The organism is Mucilaginibacter sp., assembly GCF_039935595.1.
Lineage (GTDB): Bacteria > Bacteroidota > Bacteroidia > Sphingobacteriales > Sphingobacteriaceae > Mucilaginibacter.
This window is the reverse complement of sequence record NZ_JBDTJZ010000019.1, coordinates 1-19,757: the sequence shown is the minus strand read 5'-3', so window position 1 is coordinate 19,757 and position 19,757 is coordinate 1. Positions and strand designations below refer to the sequence as shown.

The 19,757-nt window shown below is 40.5% G+C and carries 19 protein-coding genes, 1 tRNA gene and 1 pseudogene; 6 read left to right on the top strand and 15 right to left on the bottom strand.

Annotation, left to right across the window (positions count from 1 at the left end; translation table 11 throughout):
• The 5 genes and pseudogenes from ABI367_RS01040 to ABI367_RS01020 form a co-directional block, all read right to left on the bottom strand.
• Positions 1 to 475 (bottom strand): annotated as a pseudogene (locus ABI367_RS01040) (TonB-dependent receptor); the annotation flags it as partial.
• A 230-nt stretch (positions 476 to 705) separates the two neighbouring features.
• On the bottom strand, positions 706 to 1,590 hold the full coding sequence (gene bla / locus ABI367_RS01035) for a subclass B3 metallo-beta-lactamase (protein ID WP_462229071.1): 885 nt from the start codon (positions 1,588 to 1,590) through the stop codon (positions 706 to 708).
• Between the two features lie 59 nt (positions 1,591 to 1,649).
• Complete coding sequence (locus ABI367_RS01030) at positions 1,650 to 2,354, bottom strand: DUF4397 domain-containing protein (protein WP_462229069.1); 705 nt, start codon at positions 2,352 to 2,354, stop codon at positions 1,650 to 1,652.
• Between the two features lie 211 nt (positions 2,355 to 2,565).
• Positions 2,566 to 2,967 (bottom strand): transposase, encoded by a 402-nt coding sequence (locus tag ABI367_RS01025; protein WP_462229067.1) that lies wholly within the window; start codon positions 2,965 to 2,967, stop codon positions 2,566 to 2,568.
• A 12-nt stretch (positions 2,968 to 2,979) separates the two neighbouring features.
• On the bottom strand, positions 2,980 to 3,915 hold the full coding sequence (locus tag ABI367_RS01020) for a hypothetical protein (RefSeq protein ID WP_462229065.1): 936 nt from the start codon (positions 3,913 to 3,915) through the stop codon (positions 2,980 to 2,982).
• A 512-nt stretch (positions 3,916 to 4,427) separates the two neighbouring features.
• Here ABI367_RS01020 and ABI367_RS01015 point away from each other — a divergent pair.
• Positions 4,428 to 4,598, top strand: coding sequence for a hypothetical protein (locus tag ABI367_RS01015; protein WP_462229061.1), 171 nt, complete (start codon positions 4,428 to 4,430; stop codon positions 4,596 to 4,598).
• Positions 4,599 to 4,780: 182 nt separating this feature from the next.
• On the opposite strand, the gene ABI367_RS01010 is transcribed toward ABI367_RS01015, so the two are convergent.
• The 6 genes from ABI367_RS01010 to pyrE all read right to left on the bottom strand — a co-directional run bounded on the left by ABI367_RS01010 (position 4,781) and on the right by pyrE (position 9,714).
• Positions 4,781 to 5,830: an AI-2E family transporter gene (locus ABI367_RS01010; protein WP_462229059.1), complete on the bottom strand. Its 1,050-nt coding sequence runs from the start codon at positions 5,828 to 5,830 to the stop codon at positions 4,781 to 4,783.
• Positions 5,831 to 5,922: 92 nt separating this feature from the next.
• Positions 5,923 to 6,267 (bottom strand): eCIS core domain-containing protein, encoded by a 345-nt coding sequence (locus ABI367_RS01005; RefSeq protein ID WP_462229057.1) that lies wholly within the window; start codon positions 6,265 to 6,267, stop codon positions 5,923 to 5,925.
• A 403-nt stretch (positions 6,268 to 6,670) separates the two neighbouring features.
• Positions 6,671 to 6,743 (bottom strand) — tRNA-Lys (locus ABI367_RS01000).
• Positions 6,744 to 6,856: 113 nt separating this feature from the next.
• Positions 6,857 to 8,479, bottom strand: a complete 1,623-nt coding sequence (locus ABI367_RS00995; protein WP_462229055.1) for an ABC-F family ATP-binding cassette domain-containing protein — start codon at positions 8,477 to 8,479, stop codon at positions 6,857 to 6,859.
• A 117-nt stretch (positions 8,480 to 8,596) separates the two neighbouring features.
• A complete protein-coding gene (locus ABI367_RS00990) occupies positions 8,597 to 8,992 on the bottom strand; it encodes an SRPBCC family protein (protein ID WP_462229053.1) in 396 nt (131 codons plus the stop codon).
• Between the two features lie 77 nt (positions 8,993 to 9,069).
• The gene (gene pyrE, locus ABI367_RS00985; RefSeq protein WP_462229051.1) at positions 9,070 to 9,714 is read right to left on the bottom strand and encodes an orotate phosphoribosyltransferase; all 645 of its coding nucleotides are present in this window, start codon (positions 9,712 to 9,714) and stop codon (positions 9,070 to 9,072) included.
• Between pyrE and ABI367_RS00980 the strand changes: the two genes are divergently transcribed.
• Entirely contained in the window at positions 9,713 to 10,351 is a 639-nt protein-coding gene (locus tag ABI367_RS00980) for an NUDIX hydrolase (protein ID WP_462229049.1), read from the top strand. The two genes, pyrE and ABI367_RS00980, sit on opposite strands and share 2 nt — an antisense overlap.
• Here ABI367_RS00980 and coaD read toward each other — a convergent pair.
• From coaD to ABI367_RS00965, 3 genes are all read right to left on the bottom strand, one after another.
• Positions 10,320 to 10,781, bottom strand: coding sequence for a pantetheine-phosphate adenylyltransferase (gene coaD / locus ABI367_RS00975; RefSeq protein WP_462229047.1), 462 nt, complete (start codon positions 10,779 to 10,781; stop codon positions 10,320 to 10,322). The two genes, ABI367_RS00980 and coaD, sit on opposite strands and share 32 nt — an antisense overlap.
• Before the next feature lie 130 nt (positions 10,782 to 10,911).
• Positions 10,912 to 11,448 carry a 16S rRNA (guanine(966)-N(2))-methyltransferase RsmD gene (gene rsmD / locus ABI367_RS00970; protein ID WP_462229045.1) on the bottom strand — a complete coding sequence of 179 codons (537 nt, stop codon included), beginning with the start codon at positions 11,446 to 11,448 and terminating at the stop codon, positions 10,912 to 10,914.
• Positions 11,436 to 12,230 (bottom strand): DUF3822 family protein, encoded by a 795-nt coding sequence (locus ABI367_RS00965; protein WP_462229043.1) that lies wholly within the window; start codon positions 12,228 to 12,230, stop codon positions 11,436 to 11,438. The genes rsmD and ABI367_RS00965 overlap by 13 nt, the downstream gene beginning before the upstream one ends.
• Positions 12,231 to 12,298: 68 nt before the next feature.
• Between ABI367_RS00965 and ABI367_RS00960 the strand changes: the two genes are divergently transcribed.
• From ABI367_RS00960 to clpB, 3 genes are all read left to right on the top strand, one after another.
• Positions 12,299 to 13,720 carry an ATP-dependent DNA helicase gene (locus tag ABI367_RS00960; RefSeq protein ID WP_462229041.1) on the top strand — a complete coding sequence of 474 codons (1,422 nt, stop codon included), beginning with the start codon at positions 12,299 to 12,301 and terminating at the stop codon, positions 13,718 to 13,720.
• A gap of 86 nt (positions 13,721 to 13,806) precedes the next feature.
• Positions 13,807 to 15,249 carry a TlpA family protein disulfide reductase gene (locus tag ABI367_RS00955; protein ID WP_462229039.1) on the top strand — a complete coding sequence of 481 codons (1,443 nt, stop codon included), beginning with the start codon at positions 13,807 to 13,809 and terminating at the stop codon, positions 15,247 to 15,249.
• Between the two features lie 103 nt (positions 15,250 to 15,352).
• A complete protein-coding gene (gene clpB, locus ABI367_RS00950; RefSeq protein WP_462229037.1) occupies positions 15,353 to 17,959 on the top strand; it encodes an ATP-dependent chaperone ClpB in 2,607 nt (868 codons plus the stop codon).
• 89 nt (positions 17,960 to 18,048) lie between these two features.
• On the opposite strand, the gene ABI367_RS00945 is transcribed toward clpB, so the two are convergent.
• On the bottom strand, positions 18,049 to 18,831 hold the full coding sequence (locus tag ABI367_RS00945; protein WP_462229035.1) for a cupin domain-containing protein: 783 nt from the start codon (positions 18,829 to 18,831) through the stop codon (positions 18,049 to 18,051).
• A gap of 148 nt (positions 18,832 to 18,979) precedes the next feature.
• Between ABI367_RS00945 and ABI367_RS00940 the strand changes: the two genes are divergently transcribed.
• The coding region (locus tag ABI367_RS00940; protein WP_462229033.1) for an endo-1,4-beta-xylanase at positions 18,980 to 19,757 on the top strand (778 nt) is incomplete at its 3' end.

Here is a 19,757-nt window from a genome sequence, read left to right as displayed (position 1 = left end):
GCTGCTGCAGGTTATTATCATTATCCAATAATTTAAAGTGTATTACTACATCGTTATGTTCGCCACCAGGATCTAACTGGAAACGCACACCCATCCAACCATGGCCATCATTGGTTTTATGATAATTTAAGGCCGATACCGTATCGGAAAAAGCAAAGAAAGTGGTTCGTTCGCCGCGTTGCTCGGCAAGGCGCTCAATTAACAGCCCGTACTCGCGCTCAAGCATGGATATCAAACGTGGTTCGCTAACATACCGGCGTCCTTTTTGTGCTCCGTATATGGCATCAGAAAATATCATATCATAAGCCGACATGGTTTTGGCGATAGTCTCTGATGCTGCACCGGCCTTAAAAAAGTTGGCTGCTACATCCTGCCCAGCTCCAATTTCGGCAAATGAGCCATAAATTTTAGGGTTAAGGTTAATAGCCAGCGCTTTTTGTTTGGTTCCGATATCTTTATTATGAACTGGAGTCATGCGTTACATTATTGGACTTGTACGGGCAATTACTTCGCAAGGATAATTAATGCTTAAAAATACAAAAATTTAAGCATTTAAGGCTATTTTTTGCAAAAAATAGCAATATTATCAAGCAATAATAACAATTATGTAACGCTGGGCAACGTCATAAATTATGTGGTGTCTCACAAGGATATAAAAAAACCTTTTACTATTGTAAAAGGTTTTTCAAATTCTTGTTATAATGCTTATTGCTTTAACTTTCGTTGATATAGTCTATAAAAGTTATCCAAGGCAGCGTCATATCCCTTTCGGTCAATAAATACATCGGGGTTATAAGCATCGCCGGGTTTATGCTTTTGATGCATGTTAAACTGCGCCGCGTGCGAGGCCAGGAAAATATCAAACTGCAATTTCCGCATGGTTTCAAACGTTGTTGCATAATCTTTAGCTACATCAGGATATAGTGGCATGCCTGTTACCAAGTTAGCGTCATCTAAAACGGTAGGCATATTTGCAATCAACACCTTGTAAGTACGTTTTTCATCCTTCACGTCAAACAAAAAGCTGGTTGCGCCCGGGGTATGGCCAGGTGTTGGTATACATGTAATTTTCATATCGCCAAGTTTTACAACGTCGTTATTGTCTAACAAGCCATCAGGTTTAACTGGAGGGAAGGTCATGCCCTTGCCGCCAAATACATAATCAGAGTTTCCTCCGTCAGCAAGTACTGCAGCATCCCTTTTATTGATAAGTATTTTGGCACCGGTTAGCTTTTTTAACTCAGCCATGCCTGCAACATGATCATAATGGCCATGGGTAGCCAGCAAAATTTTAATATCTTTCACTTTAAAGCCCAGGCTCTCAATATGCTGTATGATCATGGGAGTAGCATCCGCCAGTCCTGTATTAATTAAAATATGCCCTTTTGGGGTGGTAATTAAGTAACAGGCCAGATCATAAGTGCCCACATAGTACAAATTACCCACAATGCGGAATGGCTCGTACGGGTAACTCCAGTTGGCCTGCATAATAGGCGGCTTAATATACACCTGGGCATTGGCAATAACGCCGGTAAATAGCAGGCTTGCGGCTACAAAGGCAGCTTGCATTAATTTTTTAAAGGATAGCATAATGGTTTAATTGGAAAATTAAATATATGATTATTCCTTTAAATTGGAAGCAAGTATGTTTAATAATTCGTCATTATCTCGCCACCAAGTCCTGTAACCCCCGGATCTGTATAAACGCCTTTGGCCCAAATAGTATAACTATGGCCTGCTGCCAGGGTGGTTTCGGGTAACGTCACTTTATCTACAGTACTGCCATGATCGCGTATTGTAAATATATATTTGGTATCGCCGGCAACGGCTACATAACCGCTATTTTGCTTATAAGTACGGCCATTTACCAATAGGGTACCATTTGCAACCAGATCAAGCGACCCCGAGCCCAGGCTCATATTTACAAACCTGACGTTGGTTTTGCCAATTGCGGGCCTGGTAAGGCTATCTTCCAGTAAAACATATTCAGGGCTTGCAATTTTTCCCGCCAGGAACAGCGAATAATATTTATCCCTTGTTAATACAATATTGGCACTGTACTCCTGAGTACTGCTTTCGTAAACAGATGCGGTGCGCGTGCCGGTATAGGCATAAAAATAATTGGAGTGATCCGCATAGCGGTACGAGCCGCCCACCATGTTCTTATCCAGATACAAATTTAACGCCGGTGCATCGGGCGAAGCGTTAATAAAACTAACTGCTGCCACATCTGTAGCCGCATTTCCCGGTGGATAGTAATAAGCCGGTCTGACATACGTGCGGGTACAACCTGCCACCGTAAAAACCATTATAGCAGCAATAGCTATAATTTTAAACAAATTAAGATACTTCATAATTAAAATGTTTTAGTTAATACCTATACGTATGTAACAGTTTTGAGGATGCTTTATTACTAAAGTTATACAAATATACTATTGAAATTAATTGAAAAAAAGAGTGTTATAAAAAAAAGATAAATGTTAAATTGTGTTAACCGGCGTGGATTGAAACATGGTTTTTTGTAATTATGTTTTATGATAAGGTACCTGCTTTCATTATTTGCAATCATTTTTTCGCTAAACAGCAGTGCTCAGATATACTTAAACCCCGACATTTTTCCTCTGTACCGGCTTTAAATCGCTCGGCATTCTTCTTCCATACCATTTTATGCTTATTGCAATCGGCCGAGATCGTGCTGCCATCGCAGAAGTGGTTCTCCATTTTGATATAGCCATGATCCGTCAGGAACAAAAGCATCTGTTGAAATAAATGTTCTATTGCTTCTTTTGCCTTTGAACTGCGAAAGTTATTGATCGTGCGGAAATCGGGCCTACTCATACCTGATAACCACATGAAGTGAATATCCTGTAGCAAGGCTTTAGCTTTCTTACGGCCTGTGTAGATCTTTACACTACAAGCATACAGCAGTATCTTCAACAGCATACGCGGGTGGTATGCTGTTGACAATCATAACGTAACTCAAAAAATGTAACCTTGGGCTACACCGTTGGTAACGTTATTGAACTGGGTTATTTGACCAGAGGTTTGACTGTAGATATAACTTGTTGATGATGAACTACCTTGGGCCATAAAAATGATCTTATCATTATCAGGAGCTAATGACATATAATAATGATAAGCGTCGCCTGCCAATCCGGTGGTAATTGACACATCAGTATACTTCTTTGTAGCCAGATCAATAATGCGACACTTTATTCCGTAACTAAGATAAAGCGCTATCAATTTCTTTCCATCGGGAGATATGCGCGCCTGTCGTAAACCGGAAATAGACAGGTCGGTATATAAAGCGTTTCTTACGTCTCCATTGGCTGTTACGTCAAAATAATTAAGGCGTAAAAGATTACTCAAATCAGAAAGCGCAACTACATACTTTCCATCGGCCGTAATATCACTTATGCCCCTAAACACACCGCTAATTTTAGTTTCCCCCGTTCCATTTTCATTAATGGAGTAAAGTTGGTAACTATCATCATTAAAGTCCCTATAAGTATAATAAATAATCCCATTGTTACCTATTTTCACCATAAGCGGATACACGTTGTTTTGTTTGTAGCTCTTTAAAACACGGTCATTACTTCCATCGGCTGCCGCAAGGTGTAGCTCTGTTAAATACGCACCGGGTTCGCCTTTACGCAATAAATAAGCAATTTTGGTAACCGGTGTATTGGCAGACACGTCACCAATAAAAATATTTTTGCCCGCATCCTGCTGGTAGGCCACCAAGCTTTTGGGAGCCGTCCCATCTAAATTTTGACGAAGTATGCTTACGTTATCATTATCAACGGTATATACATTTAGTGTTCCTGAAGATGGTGTTTCGGGTGCGGTATTTTCGCCTTTTTTGCATGATAAAAGGCTTGTTACAATAAGTGCAAATGCTAAAATTCTTTTCATTGTTGTGTAAGGTTTAAATTAAAGGCCAGATGGCTTATATCAGGCAAATTTAATTTTAATGCTGAGATTTCAAAAAAAAACGGACGCTCTTACAAGAATGTGCCCGCTTTTTAATGCTGTATTCTTACGCGAGGGGGCACACGCGGCACGCGTGCATCTGCTTTTTGGTCAGCCCCTATTATCCGTCTTATCATAAATTTAATTCAAGATCTGCTGATAGCTTAATAAATAACATTAAAAAGCTTGAAAAGGATTGGGGCCTTAAGCCAATTAATATACGCTATTACCTTGCCGACGATATGGAGGAATTATATAAATACAAGGATTTGACTACGCTTTGCTTATGGGCAATTTGCCGGTGCCATCCGGTAAATCTGATGACAAGGATAACCGGGTATTTTGCGGTGGTCTGGGCGAAAACTATTTTCATGAAGTTGTGCATTTGTACTTAAATCATTTGTATCCCAAAATCACCAATACAGATGGGCCTGGCAGTTTTTTATGCTGGGAGTATGGGTCACAATGTAGAATGGCATATTAAAAGAGTAAATAAATACCTGTTGCAACACCCTGGAGTGAATTTAAATAACGTTGATGATTTTTGGTACACAGATGCCCATACCAATCCGGGCAGTGCTGTACAGGGCCTGATATGCAGCTTGGTATATAAACAGGGGGGATAAACGGCTTAAAACGTGCAATGGAGTATACCAGTTATAAAGATATGTTTGAAAAAGAGTTTAATATACGCGCTGACCACATTAATGATTTTTTACGCGATGCGATAAGTAAGACAGCAAACAACTAACTATAATTCAGCGTACTAATTCTATCCTAAGAACATAGATATTCTAAAATTTCACAACTATTTCAGCGGCTCTTCCTTCAGTTCAACCTTGGTATTGCCGGCTATTTTTTTAACGTATAGCTCATCTACCAGTATAATAATAATGGCCAGCAGGGGTACGGCCAGTATAATGCCCAAAGCACCTGATACCGTGCCCATAATAAGCTGACTTATTAAAGTAAGGGCAGGGGGCAGGTTGATCATTTTTTTCTGAATTAACGGCGTAACTATATTGGCTACCAGTGTTTGGGCGGTGATATATACTATGGCTACAAGTATAGCCGTATTGGTGCCCATGGTAAGTGCCAGTAAAACGCCGGGTATCATGGCTATTAACGAACCTATATTGGGTACCAGCTCCAGCAACCCGGTTATCAGCGCCAATATAAAAGCAACCGGAACCCCAATTATGGTTAAGGTGGCCCCGATAATGATGGTGATCAACAACATTGAAAACAACATCCCCTTTAACCAGCCTTTAAGCGAGAGGCTAACACGGTCCATAATGCAGCCGGCCACCTCTTTTTTACTTGCAGGCACCAATACCAGTAAACCATTCTTGTAAAGCGAAGGACTGGCTGTAAAAAATATTCCCAGAAAAATAATGATATACAGATCGCCCAATACACCAAATGTGGTGCTGAATAAACTTTGCACAGTGGCTACCAGTTTTTGCGAGCCGCCGCCCTTAAAACTGTCTAATGCCATGTGTCCTATCCAGGTTTGATCTAATTTGGTGCGCGCGGTATTGAGGGTTTGGGGCAGGGTATTGCTCAGTTCGGCAACCTGCTGCTGTATTTTGGTGCCCATAAACCAAAACAAGCCCGTAAGCAGTACCAATGATCCCGCTATACTAATAACCATTGCCCATTTACGGCCCAGTTTGGTACGACGCTGCACCGCATCGCCCAACCCGTGAAAGTATACTGATATTAAAATACCGGAAAGCACCAGTAATAATATGCTGAATGCTACCCGGATAACCAATATAGTTACTACTAAAAGGGCAACTATACCCACCGTTTGCCATACTTTGGTTAGGTAACTTTGTTTGTTGTTGTCGGCCATATATTGATAAATGTAGCCACTATATAATGGCTTACCATACCATTAAATAAAAAATCGGTAAAATAGTTTTAAAACACCAATTGACGTTAAAGTTATTTTTTATGATTAGAAATAGAACCGGTAGCTTTTTGTCCCATTTTATCAGCTTCTTTTTCCAGTTCACTATCAGCATTCACAATTACGTCGCCCTTTAGCTGTGCTGTTGGTTTTACCCTGCCTTGTTGCTGCTGTACCACATGCCATGTTTCGTGCGGCAAGTGCTTTTCCTGGCCGGGGGCCAAATGTATAGCTGCGCCCTGTGCGTAGGCAATGGCATTTAACTGCGCGGGTTGGTTGCTGTTATAATGCACCGTAACACCGTCCATGCTTTCGCCCGAAAGGGTTTCTATGCCGTCTTTTAAGTTATCATGAATACCGGTTGTTATTGGCTTACTCATATTACTAAGATATGAAAATTCTACATGCGGGAATGCTCGCGATAGTGAATAAACTAAATTTTGTAGTTTTCAAAAGTTGCGAAGTTTTCAATTAGAGTTTTTAGAGGGAATTGAAATCTTTACTAATTGATTAATAGCTATTTACTTTATTTATTTGTCGTAATTATTTAACTTAATGGCAAGTGACAAATGTGACCTAAAAAGCATTTTCGGTGGTTATCATTTAGGGTTTACACTTATTTTTATCAAATAATTGATAATCAAATATTTAACATATTTTTTCGCTAATTATGTAAACCTTTGTAAACCATTTTACCAAAAAAATCCTGCTCATAAGCACCGCTAATTATTATAAAAACAAGAAAGCCTAAAGCTTTTCGCTTTAGGCTTTCAATATTAAAAGTGACCTGGGAGAGGATCGAACTCTCGACCCACTGATTAAGAGTCAGTTGCTCTACCGGCTGAGCTACCAAGTCGTGTTTGGGGATTGCAAAGAAACGGATTTTTTTTCGAAGTCCGAAAGTCCGTAAGTCGGAAAGACAGAAAAAGTTGAATCCTCGCTATCTTCCGGACTTCCCCGACTTCCGGACTAAGAATACATTTCCTCGCGCAGCTTTTCTACGGCATCGCTGTTAATGTATTCATCGTAAGTCATTAGTTTATCAATAATTCCTTTTGGTGTGAGTTCAATAATACGGTTGGCCACAGTTTCTACCAGTTCATGATCTCGCGAGGTAAACAGCATAGTGCCCCTAAAATCCTTCATGCCATTATTTAGCGCGGTGATAGATTCCAGATCGAGGTGATTGGTTGGCTCGTCAAACATTAATAAGTTGGCCTGCTGCAGCATCATACGGCTAAACATACAGCGCATTTTTTCGCCGCCTGACAGTACATTACTTTTCTTCAATACTTCCTCGCCGCTAAACAACATCCTACCCAAAAAGCCGCGTATAAACTGGTCATCCTTTTCGCCCGGCGAGTATTCGCGCAGCCAATCTATCAGGTTATCGTCCTTCCCTTTAAAGTAATCGGCATTATCCATCGGGATATCGGCCACGTTAATGGTTACGCCCCATTTAAACTCGCCTTTAAAATCTTTATCGCGCCCGGTAAGTATGTTGTAAAAAGCAGTTGTAGCTAAACTATTGTTGGATAGTACGGCAATTTTATCGCCCTTGTTTACCATCAGGTTAATGTTGCTAAACAATACTTCGTCGTTAAGCTTTTTGCTTAGTTTTTCTATCTGCAATATCTGGTCGCCCGCTTCACGACCCAGATTATTAAATATAATACCCGGGTATTTACGGTTTGATGGCTGTATCTCGTCCAGGTTTATCTTATCCAAAGCCTTTTTACGACTGGTAGCCTGCTTTGATTTAGAGGCGTTGGCACTAAAGCGGCGAATAAAATCCTGCAACTCCTTAACCCTGTCCTCAGCCTTTTTATTCTGATCGGCACGCTGTTTCAAGGCCAACTGGCTCGATTCGTACCAGAACGTATAGTTACCGGTATAAATGGTCATTTTGGCAAAGTCAATATCAACCACGTGCGTACACACGGTATCTAAAAAGTGCCTGTCGTGCGATACTACCAGTACAATAGCTTCATAGCTTGCCAAAAAGTCTTCCAGCCAGCTAACGGTATGTATATCCAGATCATTGGTAGGCTCATCCAGCAATAAAATATCCGGTTTGCCAAACAGGGCCTGTGCCAATAATACGCGTACTTTTTGTGTATTGTCCAGATCCTTAACCAGGCTATAATGAAACTCTTCTTTAATACCCAGGTTACTCAATAGGGTAGCGGCATTACTTTCGGCGTTCCAGCCATCCATTTCGGCAAACAGGTTTTCTAGTTCGCCGGCACGCTCGCCATCGGCATCGTTAAAGTCCTCCTTAAGGTATATGGCGTCTTTTTCCTTCATTACGGCATACATTTCTTTATGCCCCATCATAACGGTCTCTAAAACTGTAAACTCATCAAAAGCATAGTGATTTTGGCTCAGTACGGCCATACGCTCGCCGGGGGTAAAACTTACCGACCCGCTGGTAGGGTCAATATCGCCCGAAAGTATTTTTAGAAAAGTAGATTTACCGGCACCATTGGCGCCAATAATGCCATAACAGTTTCCCTGGGTAAATTTCAGGTTAACATCTTCAAAAAGGGTACGTTTTCCGTAACGTAAGGATAGATTGGATACGGTGATCATGCTGCACGTGTAATTTGCCGCAAAGGTAGTCTTTTATAGTGATTAGTTAATTAGTGATTAGAGATTAGTTGAATATTCGTAAGTCGCAAACTAAACTAATCTCTGATTAACTAATCACTATTTAACTGCAGCCGCAAGGCTGCTCGTTTCATGGTCGGCCAGTTTTTGCAACGGACCTGATGCCATCATTTTCATCATCATATTCAGTTCGGCATTGATGGTAAAGGTTGCTTTTGTGGTATCGCCATCAGCGGCAAGCTGCCAAACCAATTTCATGGCAAATGGCGGGGTTTGGGCAGGTATAATAACAATCTGGTAGTCTGGTGTACGGCTATCTACTCTTAAAGAAAGCTTAGCCATATTTTGAATATTAAAGTTTACTGTATCGGTAGTGGAAGACCAGTCAATAATACTTTCAGGCATTAATTGCTTGTGGTTATTCATATCCGCCAGGAAATTATAAACATCTGATACCGGGCGGTTAATTATTGCTGTACTTGTAAAAACACTCATGTTTAAAGATTGGTTATTGAAGATTAAAGATTAGTTATTAATGTAATCAACCAATCTTTAATCTTCAATCTTTATAACTACTTAACTCCCCATTCCGCAGGGTTCTCTCTCCATTGTTTCAGTATGGCTACATCAGCGGGCAAAATATACTGGTGCTCTTCGGCGTAGGCTATTAATGCATCATAGTTTGACAGCGTAATGTATGGGCAATTGGCTTTTTTAAAATTTTGATCGGCAACATCAAAACCATAGCTAAATATGGCCGCTAAACCTGCCACATCATACCCGGCATCGCGCAAGGCGTTAACGGCTTGTAAGCTGCTTTTACCTGTTGATATCAGATCTTCAATAACAACAACCCGTTTACCTGTAACCACATCGCCCTCAATAAGGCTGCCCGTGCCGTGTTCTTTAGGTTTTGATCGTACGTATATAAAGGGCAGACCCAGCTCCTGCGCTACCAATGCGCCTTGCGGTATACCTGCTGTTGCTACACCGGCAATACAGCCAACGGCACCAAATTTTTCGCTTATAGCTTCTGTTAATTGCTGGCGTATGTAAGTTCGTATGGTAGGATGTGAAAGCGTAACGCGGTTATCGCAATATATTGGCGATTTCCATCCCGATGCCCATGTAAAAGGATTATTAGGTTGCAATTTAATTGCTTTAATTTGCAGCAGAAATTCGGCTACTTGTTGCTGGGTCTCGGTATTATTTAACATGGCTCAAAAATACAGAATTTATATTAACGAAAAGCTAATACTGATAACAGAATTGGCACCTGCGGCAAAAGATGATTATCAACAAATTGATGCCCAGACCTTTGATCTGAAAATAATTTATACCTGGATAGTAGCGCACAAGGCAGCAAGGTTTTATGTATTATGCACAGATGCCAAAGCATATTTAAAAAAATTAAGCCAAAGCCTGCCATTAATTGAAGCCGCCGGTGGCATTGTAAAAAACACTGCCGGAGCCTATTTGTTTATTTACCGCAATGATAAATGGGACCTGCCCAAAGGCAAAATAGAAAAAGGCGAAAAAACCAAAGAAGCTGCCGTACGCGAAGTGGAAGAGGAATGTGGTATTAAGGTGAGCCAGTTAGGTACAAAAATATGCAAAACTTACCATGCCTACATCAGCCGTGAGGAAGTAGTGCTAAAAAAGACCCATTGGTATAAAATGAAAAGCCGCGGACAGGAAAAATTAAAACCTCAAAAAGAAGAAGGTATTACGGATGTGCGCTGGTTTAAAAAGAAAAATGTAGATACTATTATTGCCAACACCTTCCCGTCTATTATGGATGTGCTGGTTAAAACGTACCTGGTTACAGATATGCCTGCGCCTCTTTCGGAATAAACTGGCTTACATCACCGCCATGACGCATTATCTCGCGCACAATGGTTGAACTGATGGACGAATAACCCGGCTTACTTACAATAAATATACTCTCAATTTCGGGGGCCATAACATGGTTCATCTGCGCTATAGCTTTTTCATACTCAAAGTCAGATACCGTACGTATACCGCGTATCATAAATTGCGCGCCAATACTTTTACAAAAATCAACCGTTAAACCATCATAGGCTACGATGTGTATTTTAGGTTCGCTTTCAAATACAGCACGTAGCATTTGTTCGCGTTTTTCAACGCTTAATAGTCCCTGTTTGCTGCTGTTTGCGCCAATGCCTATGTAAACCTTATCAAATAACCCAACAGATCGTTTAACAATATCCACGTGGGCCTTGGTAATAGGGTCAAATGATCCGGGAAATAGCGCTATTTTCATGCGAGGTTATATAATTTGATGTAAAGTTATAACAAAATTTCATTGTCATTTCGAAACGTAGTGAGAAATCTTAAACGCGGAACAGGCAAGCGTTTAAGATTTCTCCTCGTACCTCGTTCGAAATGACAAATTATTTAGGCCTAAAAAACGAAAACGACGAATGCCCATACTTACGCTGCTCCACAAAGGCCGGATGCTGACTCAAATTTTGCATAGACTGGTGTTCAACTATCAATAAACCTCCCGGCGCAACCAAATTCTTTTCAAATATTATCTTCGGTATTTCGGGTATCTGGTTCAAATCGTAAGGTGGGTCGGCAAATATCAGGTCGTATTGGTCGGTTTCCAGTTGCAGGTATTTAAAAACATCAGCTTTAAAGGTCTTGATCTGCTCTAATTTATGCTGACGCGCGGTATCTTTCAAATAATGAATACACTGTATGCTTCGATCAACAGATACCACCTCCTTAGCCCCGCGCGAAGCAAATTCCAATGATATATTACCCGTGCCGCTAAACAGGTCAAGCACTTTAATATCGTCAAATTCAACCAGGTTAAGCAATATGTTAAATAAGGCTTCTTTTGCCAGATCGGTTGTTGGGCGTACAGGTAAATTTTTGGGGGGATTAAGCCGAAGCCCTTTTAAGCTGCCACCTATAATGCGCATAAATACAAGGCCGACAGGTATAATAATTGATGCGCCGGAATATCCATATCAGCAGGTAATTCAAGTGGTTGCTGACTGTTTAAGCGCACGTTAAAAAAGTATTCGGCCAGGTTTTTATAGTGCGCATCGCCGGGATTAATACTTCCACTTAGTACCAAAGTGGTTTGCTGTTGTTTCAACTCCAATTCGTTGCTCACCATCAGGGTAAAATACAGTAATTCCTCCGGGCTGGTAGCCTCAAATTTGTTATAAAAACGTAGTTTGTTCCCTTTAAAATAAGCAAACTCCACATAAGTGCCATTGATGTTTAAATGCAGGTAACTGTTTGAAGGACCGCTTTGCTCAATAGCTTTTAACCACCCGTCGGGGGCAAATTTTATATTTTTAGTATCTAATGAACTGGTGTTTCTAACCAACTGTTCATCAGATTTATATATTACATAATTATCTTCATCCAGCACTTGTGCCAACACCTTTTCGTTTTCTTTTACATCCAGTACGCGGGCCATATCAGCCAGGCGGGCGGCATCAAATAAATTTACGGGTACCAGTGTAAATGCTTTGGCAGGTACCGTAATAACTGTTTGTTTATATTCGGCCATCAACTTATCCGAAGACGTTAACTCATCAACAGCGCAATTTGTACCCAATGACATCAAAGTTTTATTATGCGTAATGGCATAATCAAATGTTTTGGCATTTGCCTGTATCAATAAAGTATAATTACCGGCCTCGTTAAGGTTAAAGGAGTTATGGTTATACGTATAAGTTTGCTCGGTCATATTGCTGTAAGCAAAAGTAATGTTTTTTTGAATTACTAAATTAGGTTACTTATCAGCATTTTTGTAAAGTGTCAGCACAACATATTCAGCAAGCCTTTCCGCACCAGCCAACTGAGCAGCAAACCGAGCTGTTTGCCATGCTGCATACGTTTTTAGAAAGCGATAAAGGCGACGAATGCTTTATACTAAAAGGCTATGCCGGCACGGGCAAAACAACGGTACTAGGCGCGTTGGTAAAAGCATTGAAGCACTATAACTACAAATCGATGCTGCTGGCACCAACCGGGCGGGCAGCAAAAGTAATAACCAATTATTCGGGTCGTAAGGCTTTTACCATACATAAACGCATCTACCGCAAAAAGTCAGCTTTGAATGTGGATGAGTCGTTTAGTATTGCTGATAATCTCGCTAATAACACTTTATTTATTGTTGATGAGGCCTCTATGGTGTCTGATCAGATAAGCGGCAATAACCGCGATACGTTACTTAACGATTTGGTAAAATACGTTTATAATAAAAAGAACTGTAAGCTGCTATTGGTTGGCGATACCGCCCAGTTACCACCGGTTGGTTCAGACGAAAGCCCGGCGCTGGATGCGAAGCTTATGAAGTCGGAGTTTTTTCTGGATGTGTTTACTTACGAAATGACGGATGTGCTACGCCAGCAAAAGGATTCGGGTATCTTATTTAATGTTACCCGCATTCGCGATATGATACGCAAAGGCAAGGAAACCATGCCGCAGATCATCACCAAGGGCTATAAAGATGTGTACCGCATGACGGGCGAGCGACTGGAAGAAGGGTTGGAGTATGCCTATAATAAATATGGCAACGAGAATACGCTCATCATCTGCCGTTCCAACAAAAACGCTAACCTGTATAACAAGCAAATACGTGCCCGGCTGCTTTGGCGCGAGGAAGAGCTGACCGGCGGCGACCAGATCATGATCGTTAAAAACAATTACTTCTGGCTGCAGGAGCAGGAGGAAAGCAGCACCGGTTTTATTGCCAATGGCGATATTGCCAAGATCAGGAAGGTGCGTAAGATAGAAGATATGTATGGTTTCCGCTTCGCGGATGTGCAGATAGAGTTTATTGATTATGCCGAGGACCCGGTACTGGATTGCAAGATATTGTTGGATACATTATATTCCGAATCTCCTGCACTGAATCCTGTTGATCAAAAGCGCCTGTATTTAGAGGCCATGAAAGATTACGACCACATAACCAACAAACGCGCTAAACATGCCGAGTTAAAGCTTAACCCATATTATAATGCGCTGCAAATAAAATTCGCCTACGCAATTACCTGCCATAAAGCACAGGGCGGCCAATGGGGTGCCGTATTTGTTGATCAGGGCTATTTAACCGATGATATGGTAAACCTGGATTTTCTCCGCTGGTTTTACACCGCCTGCACCCGCGCTACCGACGAGTTATTTTTGGTGAATTTTAGTGATAAGTTTTATAAAGAGGCAAGGGAGGAGTAAAGCTTTTAATTAATTTCGGCTGCCTGTTGCTTAACTCATTTATTTATAGCAAGTTTACCTAACAAACCAAAACCTGAATTTTAACCATGAAAAAACTGTCGCTTTTTTTAATGGCTGTATTAAGTATAGTTTCCACATTATGCTATGCACAAAAAATGAAACCGGTTATCATTACCGGCAAGGTTATTAACTGTACAGAGAAAACACCCAAAGTATTTAAATTTAATTTTCTGGACCCGCTTGTTGATGGCTCGTCGAGCGTAGAGATAAATGAGTTGGGTGAATTTAGGGTACAACAGAATATGTTATACACCCATAACATGACAATTAATTACGCTAATTACTTTATAAATTTATATGTACAACCCCGTGATTCGGTGCATTTGACAATTGACGCGTCATTGCTTAATAAACCAAAATTTGAATGGCTTACTATTACCGGTGATAACGCTTTAATTAAAACCCAGCTTAATTTATGTTTTGATTATATAGTCCATCTTCCTTATCACAAATACGACATGACTTTAGCACCAAAAGCTATGTTAAGCGAGGTAAAGCAAGATTACAATAGATATTTAATTGCGCTGAATGAATATGCCAGTAAAAATAATTTGGATACTATAGTAGTAAATTGGGCCAAAACAGATATCAAATTTCTAATATCTAATACGATTTCAGATTATGGTGTTATAAAAGAAGGTTCAATCGCAGATAAACAAGCCAGGATAAGTGTATTTGCCGATTCTTTTTTTGATATGTATAACCCAGAAAATTTTAAGTCTATGCTATTTCCATATCATTTAGGATGGTATGTATCCTATCTTAAAGAAGCTGATGATAATATAAATGAGAAAACAGATACTCAAGAAGCTATCCTTAAAAAAACAATAGCATTGATATTGAAATTACCGGCAGGTGAGTGCCGGGACTATATGCTATACCATCATTTAAAATCGTTTGCAACCAAAACACCGGGTATACTTAACTCATTGAAAGATCTGCAAAGCTATTTTACCAAAGCGATCTATTATACAGCATTAAAAAAACAAACCAATATTACTAATAAACCCGCTTTTCCGTTAACAAACGTAGCAGGTGTTAAATATTTATCGGCCAATGGTGTAGTTTCTAATATTCCTAAAACAGATGTATTTAGTTATCTGGCTGCAAAATACCCGGGCAAAGTATTATATGTTGATGTATATGCAACCTGGTGCGCACCTTGTTTAGACGAAATGAGAAGTACACCAGCCTTACAAAAAGCTATGGCAAATAAAGATGTGGTATTTATAAATTTATGTCTTCAATCTTTAGTTACTAACTGGAAAAATCTTGTAAAAGAAAAAAACATTAAAGGAGAAAATTATTTTTTGACGAGCGACGCCTCAAAACTTTTTATGGGTACTTACAAACTTGAGGGTTATCCATCATATATCTTGATGAATAAACAAGGGCAGATAGTAACCACAAATGCCTCCAGACCATCAGACAAAAAGACCCTTTACAAACAGATAGATAAGTTACTTTAAGCTGGACAAAACGTCATCCCATTTTAATTTCAAATGCCATTTTAACATATCAATTAAACGTGGCAAGTGTTTTGAGCGCTAAGTAATACAAAACTTATTACTTATGAACTTTAACAATTTTACCATAAAAGCACAGGAGGCTATACAAAAAGCTTCAGAAATTACCACCGGTAATCAGCAGCAGGCTATTGAACCTGCACATATACTGAAAGGCTTATTATTGGTTGATGAAAATGTTATATCCTACCTGTTAAAAAAATTAAACGTTAACCTTAACCGACTTAACGAACAGTTAGACAGCCTGATAAGCAGCTTTCCTAAAGTTAGCGGCAGCGATGTTTATTTATCATCTACATCCAACTCGGTCCTTCAAAAGGCAACTTCATACCTCAAAGAATTTAAAGACGAGTTTGTATCGGTTGAACATATATTACTGGGTATTTTAGCTGTAAACGATAAAGCCAGCACCGCATTAAAAGATTTTGGTGTAAACGAAAAAGACCTTAAAAAAGCTATCATCGGCTTACGCGGAGATAATAAAGTAACCGATCAAAATGCCGAGGCTACCTATAATGCTTTAAACAAATACGCCCGAAACCTAAATGAGTATGCCGAATCGGGCAAACTGGATCCGGTTATCGGTCGTGATGAGGAGATACGCCGTGTTATACAAATATTATCGCGCCGCACCAAAAACAACCCCATACTGGTTGGCGAGCCGGGTGTAGGTAAAACCGCCATTGCCGAGGGTATTGCTTTCCGTATTATTAAAGGCGACGTGCCCGAAAGTTTAAAGACCAAAACCGTTTATTCGCTGGATATGGGCGCGCTGATAGCCGGTGCCAAGTATAAAGGTGAGTTTGAAGAACGCCTGAAAGCTGTAATTAAAGAAGTTACCCAGGCAGACGGTGAGATCGTATTATTTATTGACGAGATACATACCCTGGTAGGTGCAGGTGGCGGCGAAGGCGCTATGGACGCGGCTAATATATTGAAACCCGCATTGGCCCGTGGCGAGTTGAGAGCTATTGGTGCAACCACGCTTAATGAATACCAAAAATATATTGAAAAAGATAAGGCTTTAGAGCGACGTTTCCAGATGGTATTGGTAGATGAACCTGATACTGCGGATGCGATATCTATTTTAAGGGGATTGAAAGAACGCTACGAATCGCACCATAAAGTGCGCATTAGGGACGAGGCTATCATTGCCGCGGTAGAAATGTCGCAACGCTATATATCTGATCGCTTTTTACCGGATAAGGCAATTGACTTAATGGACGAAGCCGCTTCAAAACTGCGTATCGAAATGGATTCGGTACCCGAAGCTGTGGACGAACTGGAACGCCGCATTATGCAGCTGGAAATTGAGCGCGAAGCCATTAAACGGGAGAAAGACGATAAAAAAGTAAAAGAGCTGAGCGAGGAAATAGCCAACCTATCCGCCGAGCGAGATTCGTTACGTGCCAAATGGCAGGGCGAAAAGGATGTGGTAGACGGCATCAACTTAAAAGTTGAACAGATAGAAAACTACAAGCAAGAAGCCGAACAAGCCGAACGCGCCGGGGACTATGGCAAAGTAGCCGAATTACGCTATGGTACTATAGTCAAAGCGCAGGAAGAAGTAGAGAAATTGAAAGCCGCCTTGCTGGAAAACCAGGCAGACAACAGGATGCTTAAAGAGGAAGTTACCGCAGATGATATCGCAGGTGTAGTTTCCCGCTGGACAGGTATCCCGGTTACCAAAATGATACAAAGCGAGCGCGAAAAGCTGCTTAATCTGGAAGAAGAGCTGCATAAACGTGTAGCAGGGCAGGAGGAAGCCATTGAGGCTATAAGCGATGCTATACGCCGCAGCCGTGCCGGTTTGCACGATAAACGCAAGCCGATTGGATCATTTATTTTCTTAGGCACAACAGGTGTCGGTAAAACTGAGTTAGCCAAAGCATTGGCCGAATATTTATTTAATGACGAAAATGCGCTGGTGCGTATTGATATGTCCGAATATCAGGAACGTCATTCAGTATCGCGCTTAATAGGCGCGCCTCCCGGCTATGTGGGTTATGATGAAGGCGGACAGTTAACCGAGGCCGTGCGCCGTAAACAATACAGCGTAGTATTGCTGGATGAGATAGAAAAAGCACACCCTGATGTATTTAACATCCTTTTACAAGTATTGGATGATGGGCACTTAACTGATAACAAGGGACGGGTGGTGAACTTTAAAAACACCATCATCATCATGACATCCAACATCGGATCAAACCTGATACAAGAAAATTTCCAGGACTTGGATGATGATAATAAAGATGAAGTGATCGCTAAAACTAAGAACGAATTGTTTACGCTGTTGCGTCAAACCATACGTCCGGAGTTTTTAAACCGTATTGACGAGATCATTATGTTTACACCGTTGAGTCGTAATGAAATAACCGAAATTGTTAAGCTGCAGTTTAAACAGGTACAAAATACCTTAGCCGAAATGGGCGTGGAGATCGAAGCATCAGAAGAAGCTTTAGATTGGCTGGCACAATTGGGTTACGACCCGCAGTTTGGCGCAAGGCCGCTAAAAAGGGTAATTCAAAAACGTATTTTAAATGAATTATCCAAACAAATATTAGCCGGCAAAGTAGATAGGGACAGTAAGATCAAGCTGGATATGTTTGATAATAACTTTGTGTTTTTGAATACCAGCGAGGTAGAAAAATAATATCAGAACATATGTTAATGTAGAGACGCAATATTTTGCGTCTCTTTTTTTTGCAATTGGGTATATACGTAAAGTATTGCGTTTATACGTTAATTACCCTTTAATAAATGCCATTGTATGGCATAATAACTACAAGGCGCGGTACCCACATTTTGTGCGGCATGTGGCACTTTTGAAGCCATTAGCACGGCATCGCCATTTTTTGCCTGAAATTTCTCCTGCCCAATTTGAAACTGGCAATTACCGTTTATCATCAATATCAGCTCTTCGGCGCGGTGGGTATGCGGGGCGTGGCTGTCAAAACCATTATTTAATACGGTGGCATGTACATCAAAACGCTCAAACATGGTTGTTGGCCTGTCGTACACATTACGCGTTTCTCCTTTATCTGTTTTAGTTACTTTCAGGTCCTTCCAATCCTTTAAAAAAGACGGTCCGGCATCATGGCCGCGTTGGTGGTTTTCCATTGATGTCTGGTAATTTAAAACATACCAGCTTACCGGTTGTGCCGAGGTGTTTTCAAAAGCTATTTTATCGCCGGCCAAAATTAAAGCGAGACTGCCGGGGCCAACGGTTTTAGCAGTATCATTTACCGTTATTTTAATATTACCATCTTTAACAACAATAAGCTGTTCGTTTTTTCTGTCGGTTGCGGTTGAGCTGTATTTTTTCCCGGGCTCAAGGGTTAAGGTATACACTTCAAATCTTTTAATATCAAGCGTGGTACCCAATATAATTAGCTGTTTGGTAACATTCCCCATCTGTACAGGCTTGCCCTTCGGAGTATAAACAGCGGCGTGCAATGAGTCTGTTTGCGCCTTAACCGATAATGCTATACCGATGACTAACAGGGCTGTGAAAATTAATTTCATAAACAAGATTGCTCAATTGGTTGTATGTGTGTAAAAGTACTAAAAACGGTTTAATACCTTTTCAAACAAAAAAGTGACAATAACACTTGGAAAATAAGTGTTAAATATTGTTAATTTTAGCAGCTATAAACCAATTAAATTCATTCTGATGAATACAATCTTATTAAAAAATTACAGAAGGGATATTACCGTCCTGACTGCGGCGTTAGCTATTGTGTTAAATTTTACACAATGTACGCCTAAACAAAGCGCTGCGGTATCGTCAGTGCCCAATACTACGCCAAGAAATGATCCTGATAAAGGGTTAAAAGATTATTTTAAAAAGGATTTTCTGATAGGTGTAGCTGTAGGTCCACGGTCATTAAGTGAAGATTCTGCATTGATCGTAAAAGAATTTAACAGCTTTACCCCAGAGAATGATATGAAAATGGGACTTATTCATCCATCAGAAAACGTATACAACTGGAAAAATGCCGATGCGATTGTGGCATTTGCTGAAAGACACCATATTAAAGTACGCGGCCACAATTTACTATGGCATGCGCAGGAAGCATCTTGGATGTTTAAAGGACCTGACGGTAAACCGGCCAGCAAAGAGTTATTATTACAACGTTTAAAAGACCATATTTTTACAGTTGTGAATCATTATAAAGGAAAAATTTATGCTTGGGATGTGGTAAACGAGGCAGTTGATGATAGCGCCGACTCAACATCAATCTATCGTAAAAGCAATTGGTACACCACATTTGGCGGCCCTGAATTTATAGACGCAGCATTTAGATTTGCCCACGAAGCCGACCCAAAAGCTAAATTATATTATAACGACTACAGCAGCGAGAGTCCAAATAAACACCGTAAAATTTATAAACTTTTAAAAAGGTTAAAAGATAACGGTGTACCAATTGATGGTGTAGGTTTCCAGGCAC

Excerpts from the sequence above, each read along its gene's own strand:
- ABI367_RS00945 (WP_462229035.1), bottom strand. The coding sequence starts at position 18,831 with ATGAAATTAATTTTCACAGCCCTGTTAGTCATCGGTATAGCATTATCG.
- ABI367_RS00980 (WP_462229049.1), top strand. The coding sequence starts at position 9,713 with ATGGCTCAAAAATACAGAATTTATATTAACGAAAAGCTAATACTGATA.
- ABI367_RS00965 (WP_462229043.1), bottom strand. The coding sequence starts at position 12,230 with ATGACCGAGCAAACTTATACGTATAACCATAACTCCTTTAACCTTAAC.
- ABI367_RS01015 (WP_462229061.1), top strand. The coding sequence starts at position 4,428 with ATGGGTCACAATGTAGAATGGCATATTAAAAGAGTAAATAAATACCTG.
- ABI367_RS00995 (WP_462229055.1), bottom strand. The coding sequence starts at position 8,479 with ATGATCACCGTATCCAATCTATCCTTACGTTACGGAAAACGTACCCTT.
- bla (WP_462229071.1), bottom strand. The coding sequence starts at position 1,590 with ATGCTATCCTTTAAAAAATTAATGCAAGCTGCCTTTGTAGCCGCAAGC.
- coaD (WP_462229047.1), bottom strand. The coding sequence starts at position 10,781 with ATGAAAATAGCGCTATTTCCCGGATCATTTGACCCTATTACCAAGGCC.
- ABI367_RS01030 (WP_462229069.1), bottom strand. The coding sequence starts at position 2,354 with ATGAAGTATCTTAATTTGTTTAAAATTATAGCTATTGCTGCTATAATG.
- ABI367_RS00990 (WP_462229053.1), bottom strand. The coding sequence starts at position 8,992 with ATGAGTGTTTTTACAAGTACAGCAATAATTAACCGCCCGGTATCAGAT.
- rsmD (WP_462229045.1), bottom strand. The coding sequence starts at position 11,448 with ATGCGCATTATAGGTGGCAGCTTAAAAGGGCTTCGGCTTAATCCCCCC.
- ABI367_RS01010 (WP_462229059.1), bottom strand. The coding sequence starts at position 5,830 with ATGGCCGACAACAACAAACAAAGTTACCTAACCAAAGTATGGCAAACG.
- clpB (WP_462229037.1), top strand. The coding sequence starts at position 15,353 with ATGAACTTTAACAATTTTACCATAAAAGCACAGGAGGCTATACAAAAA.
- ABI367_RS01005 (WP_462229057.1), bottom strand. The coding sequence starts at position 6,267 with ATGAGTAAGCCAATAACAACCGGTATTCATGATAACTTAAAAGACGGC.
- pyrE (WP_462229051.1), bottom strand. The coding sequence starts at position 9,714 with ATGTTAAATAATACCGAGACCCAGCAACAAGTAGCCGAATTTCTGCTG.
- ABI367_RS01020 (WP_462229065.1), bottom strand. The coding sequence starts at position 3,915 with ATGAAAAGAATTTTAGCATTTGCACTTATTGTAACAAGCCTTTTATCA.
- ABI367_RS00955 (WP_462229039.1), top strand. The coding sequence starts at position 13,807 with ATGAAAAAACTGTCGCTTTTTTTAATGGCTGTATTAAGTATAGTTTCC.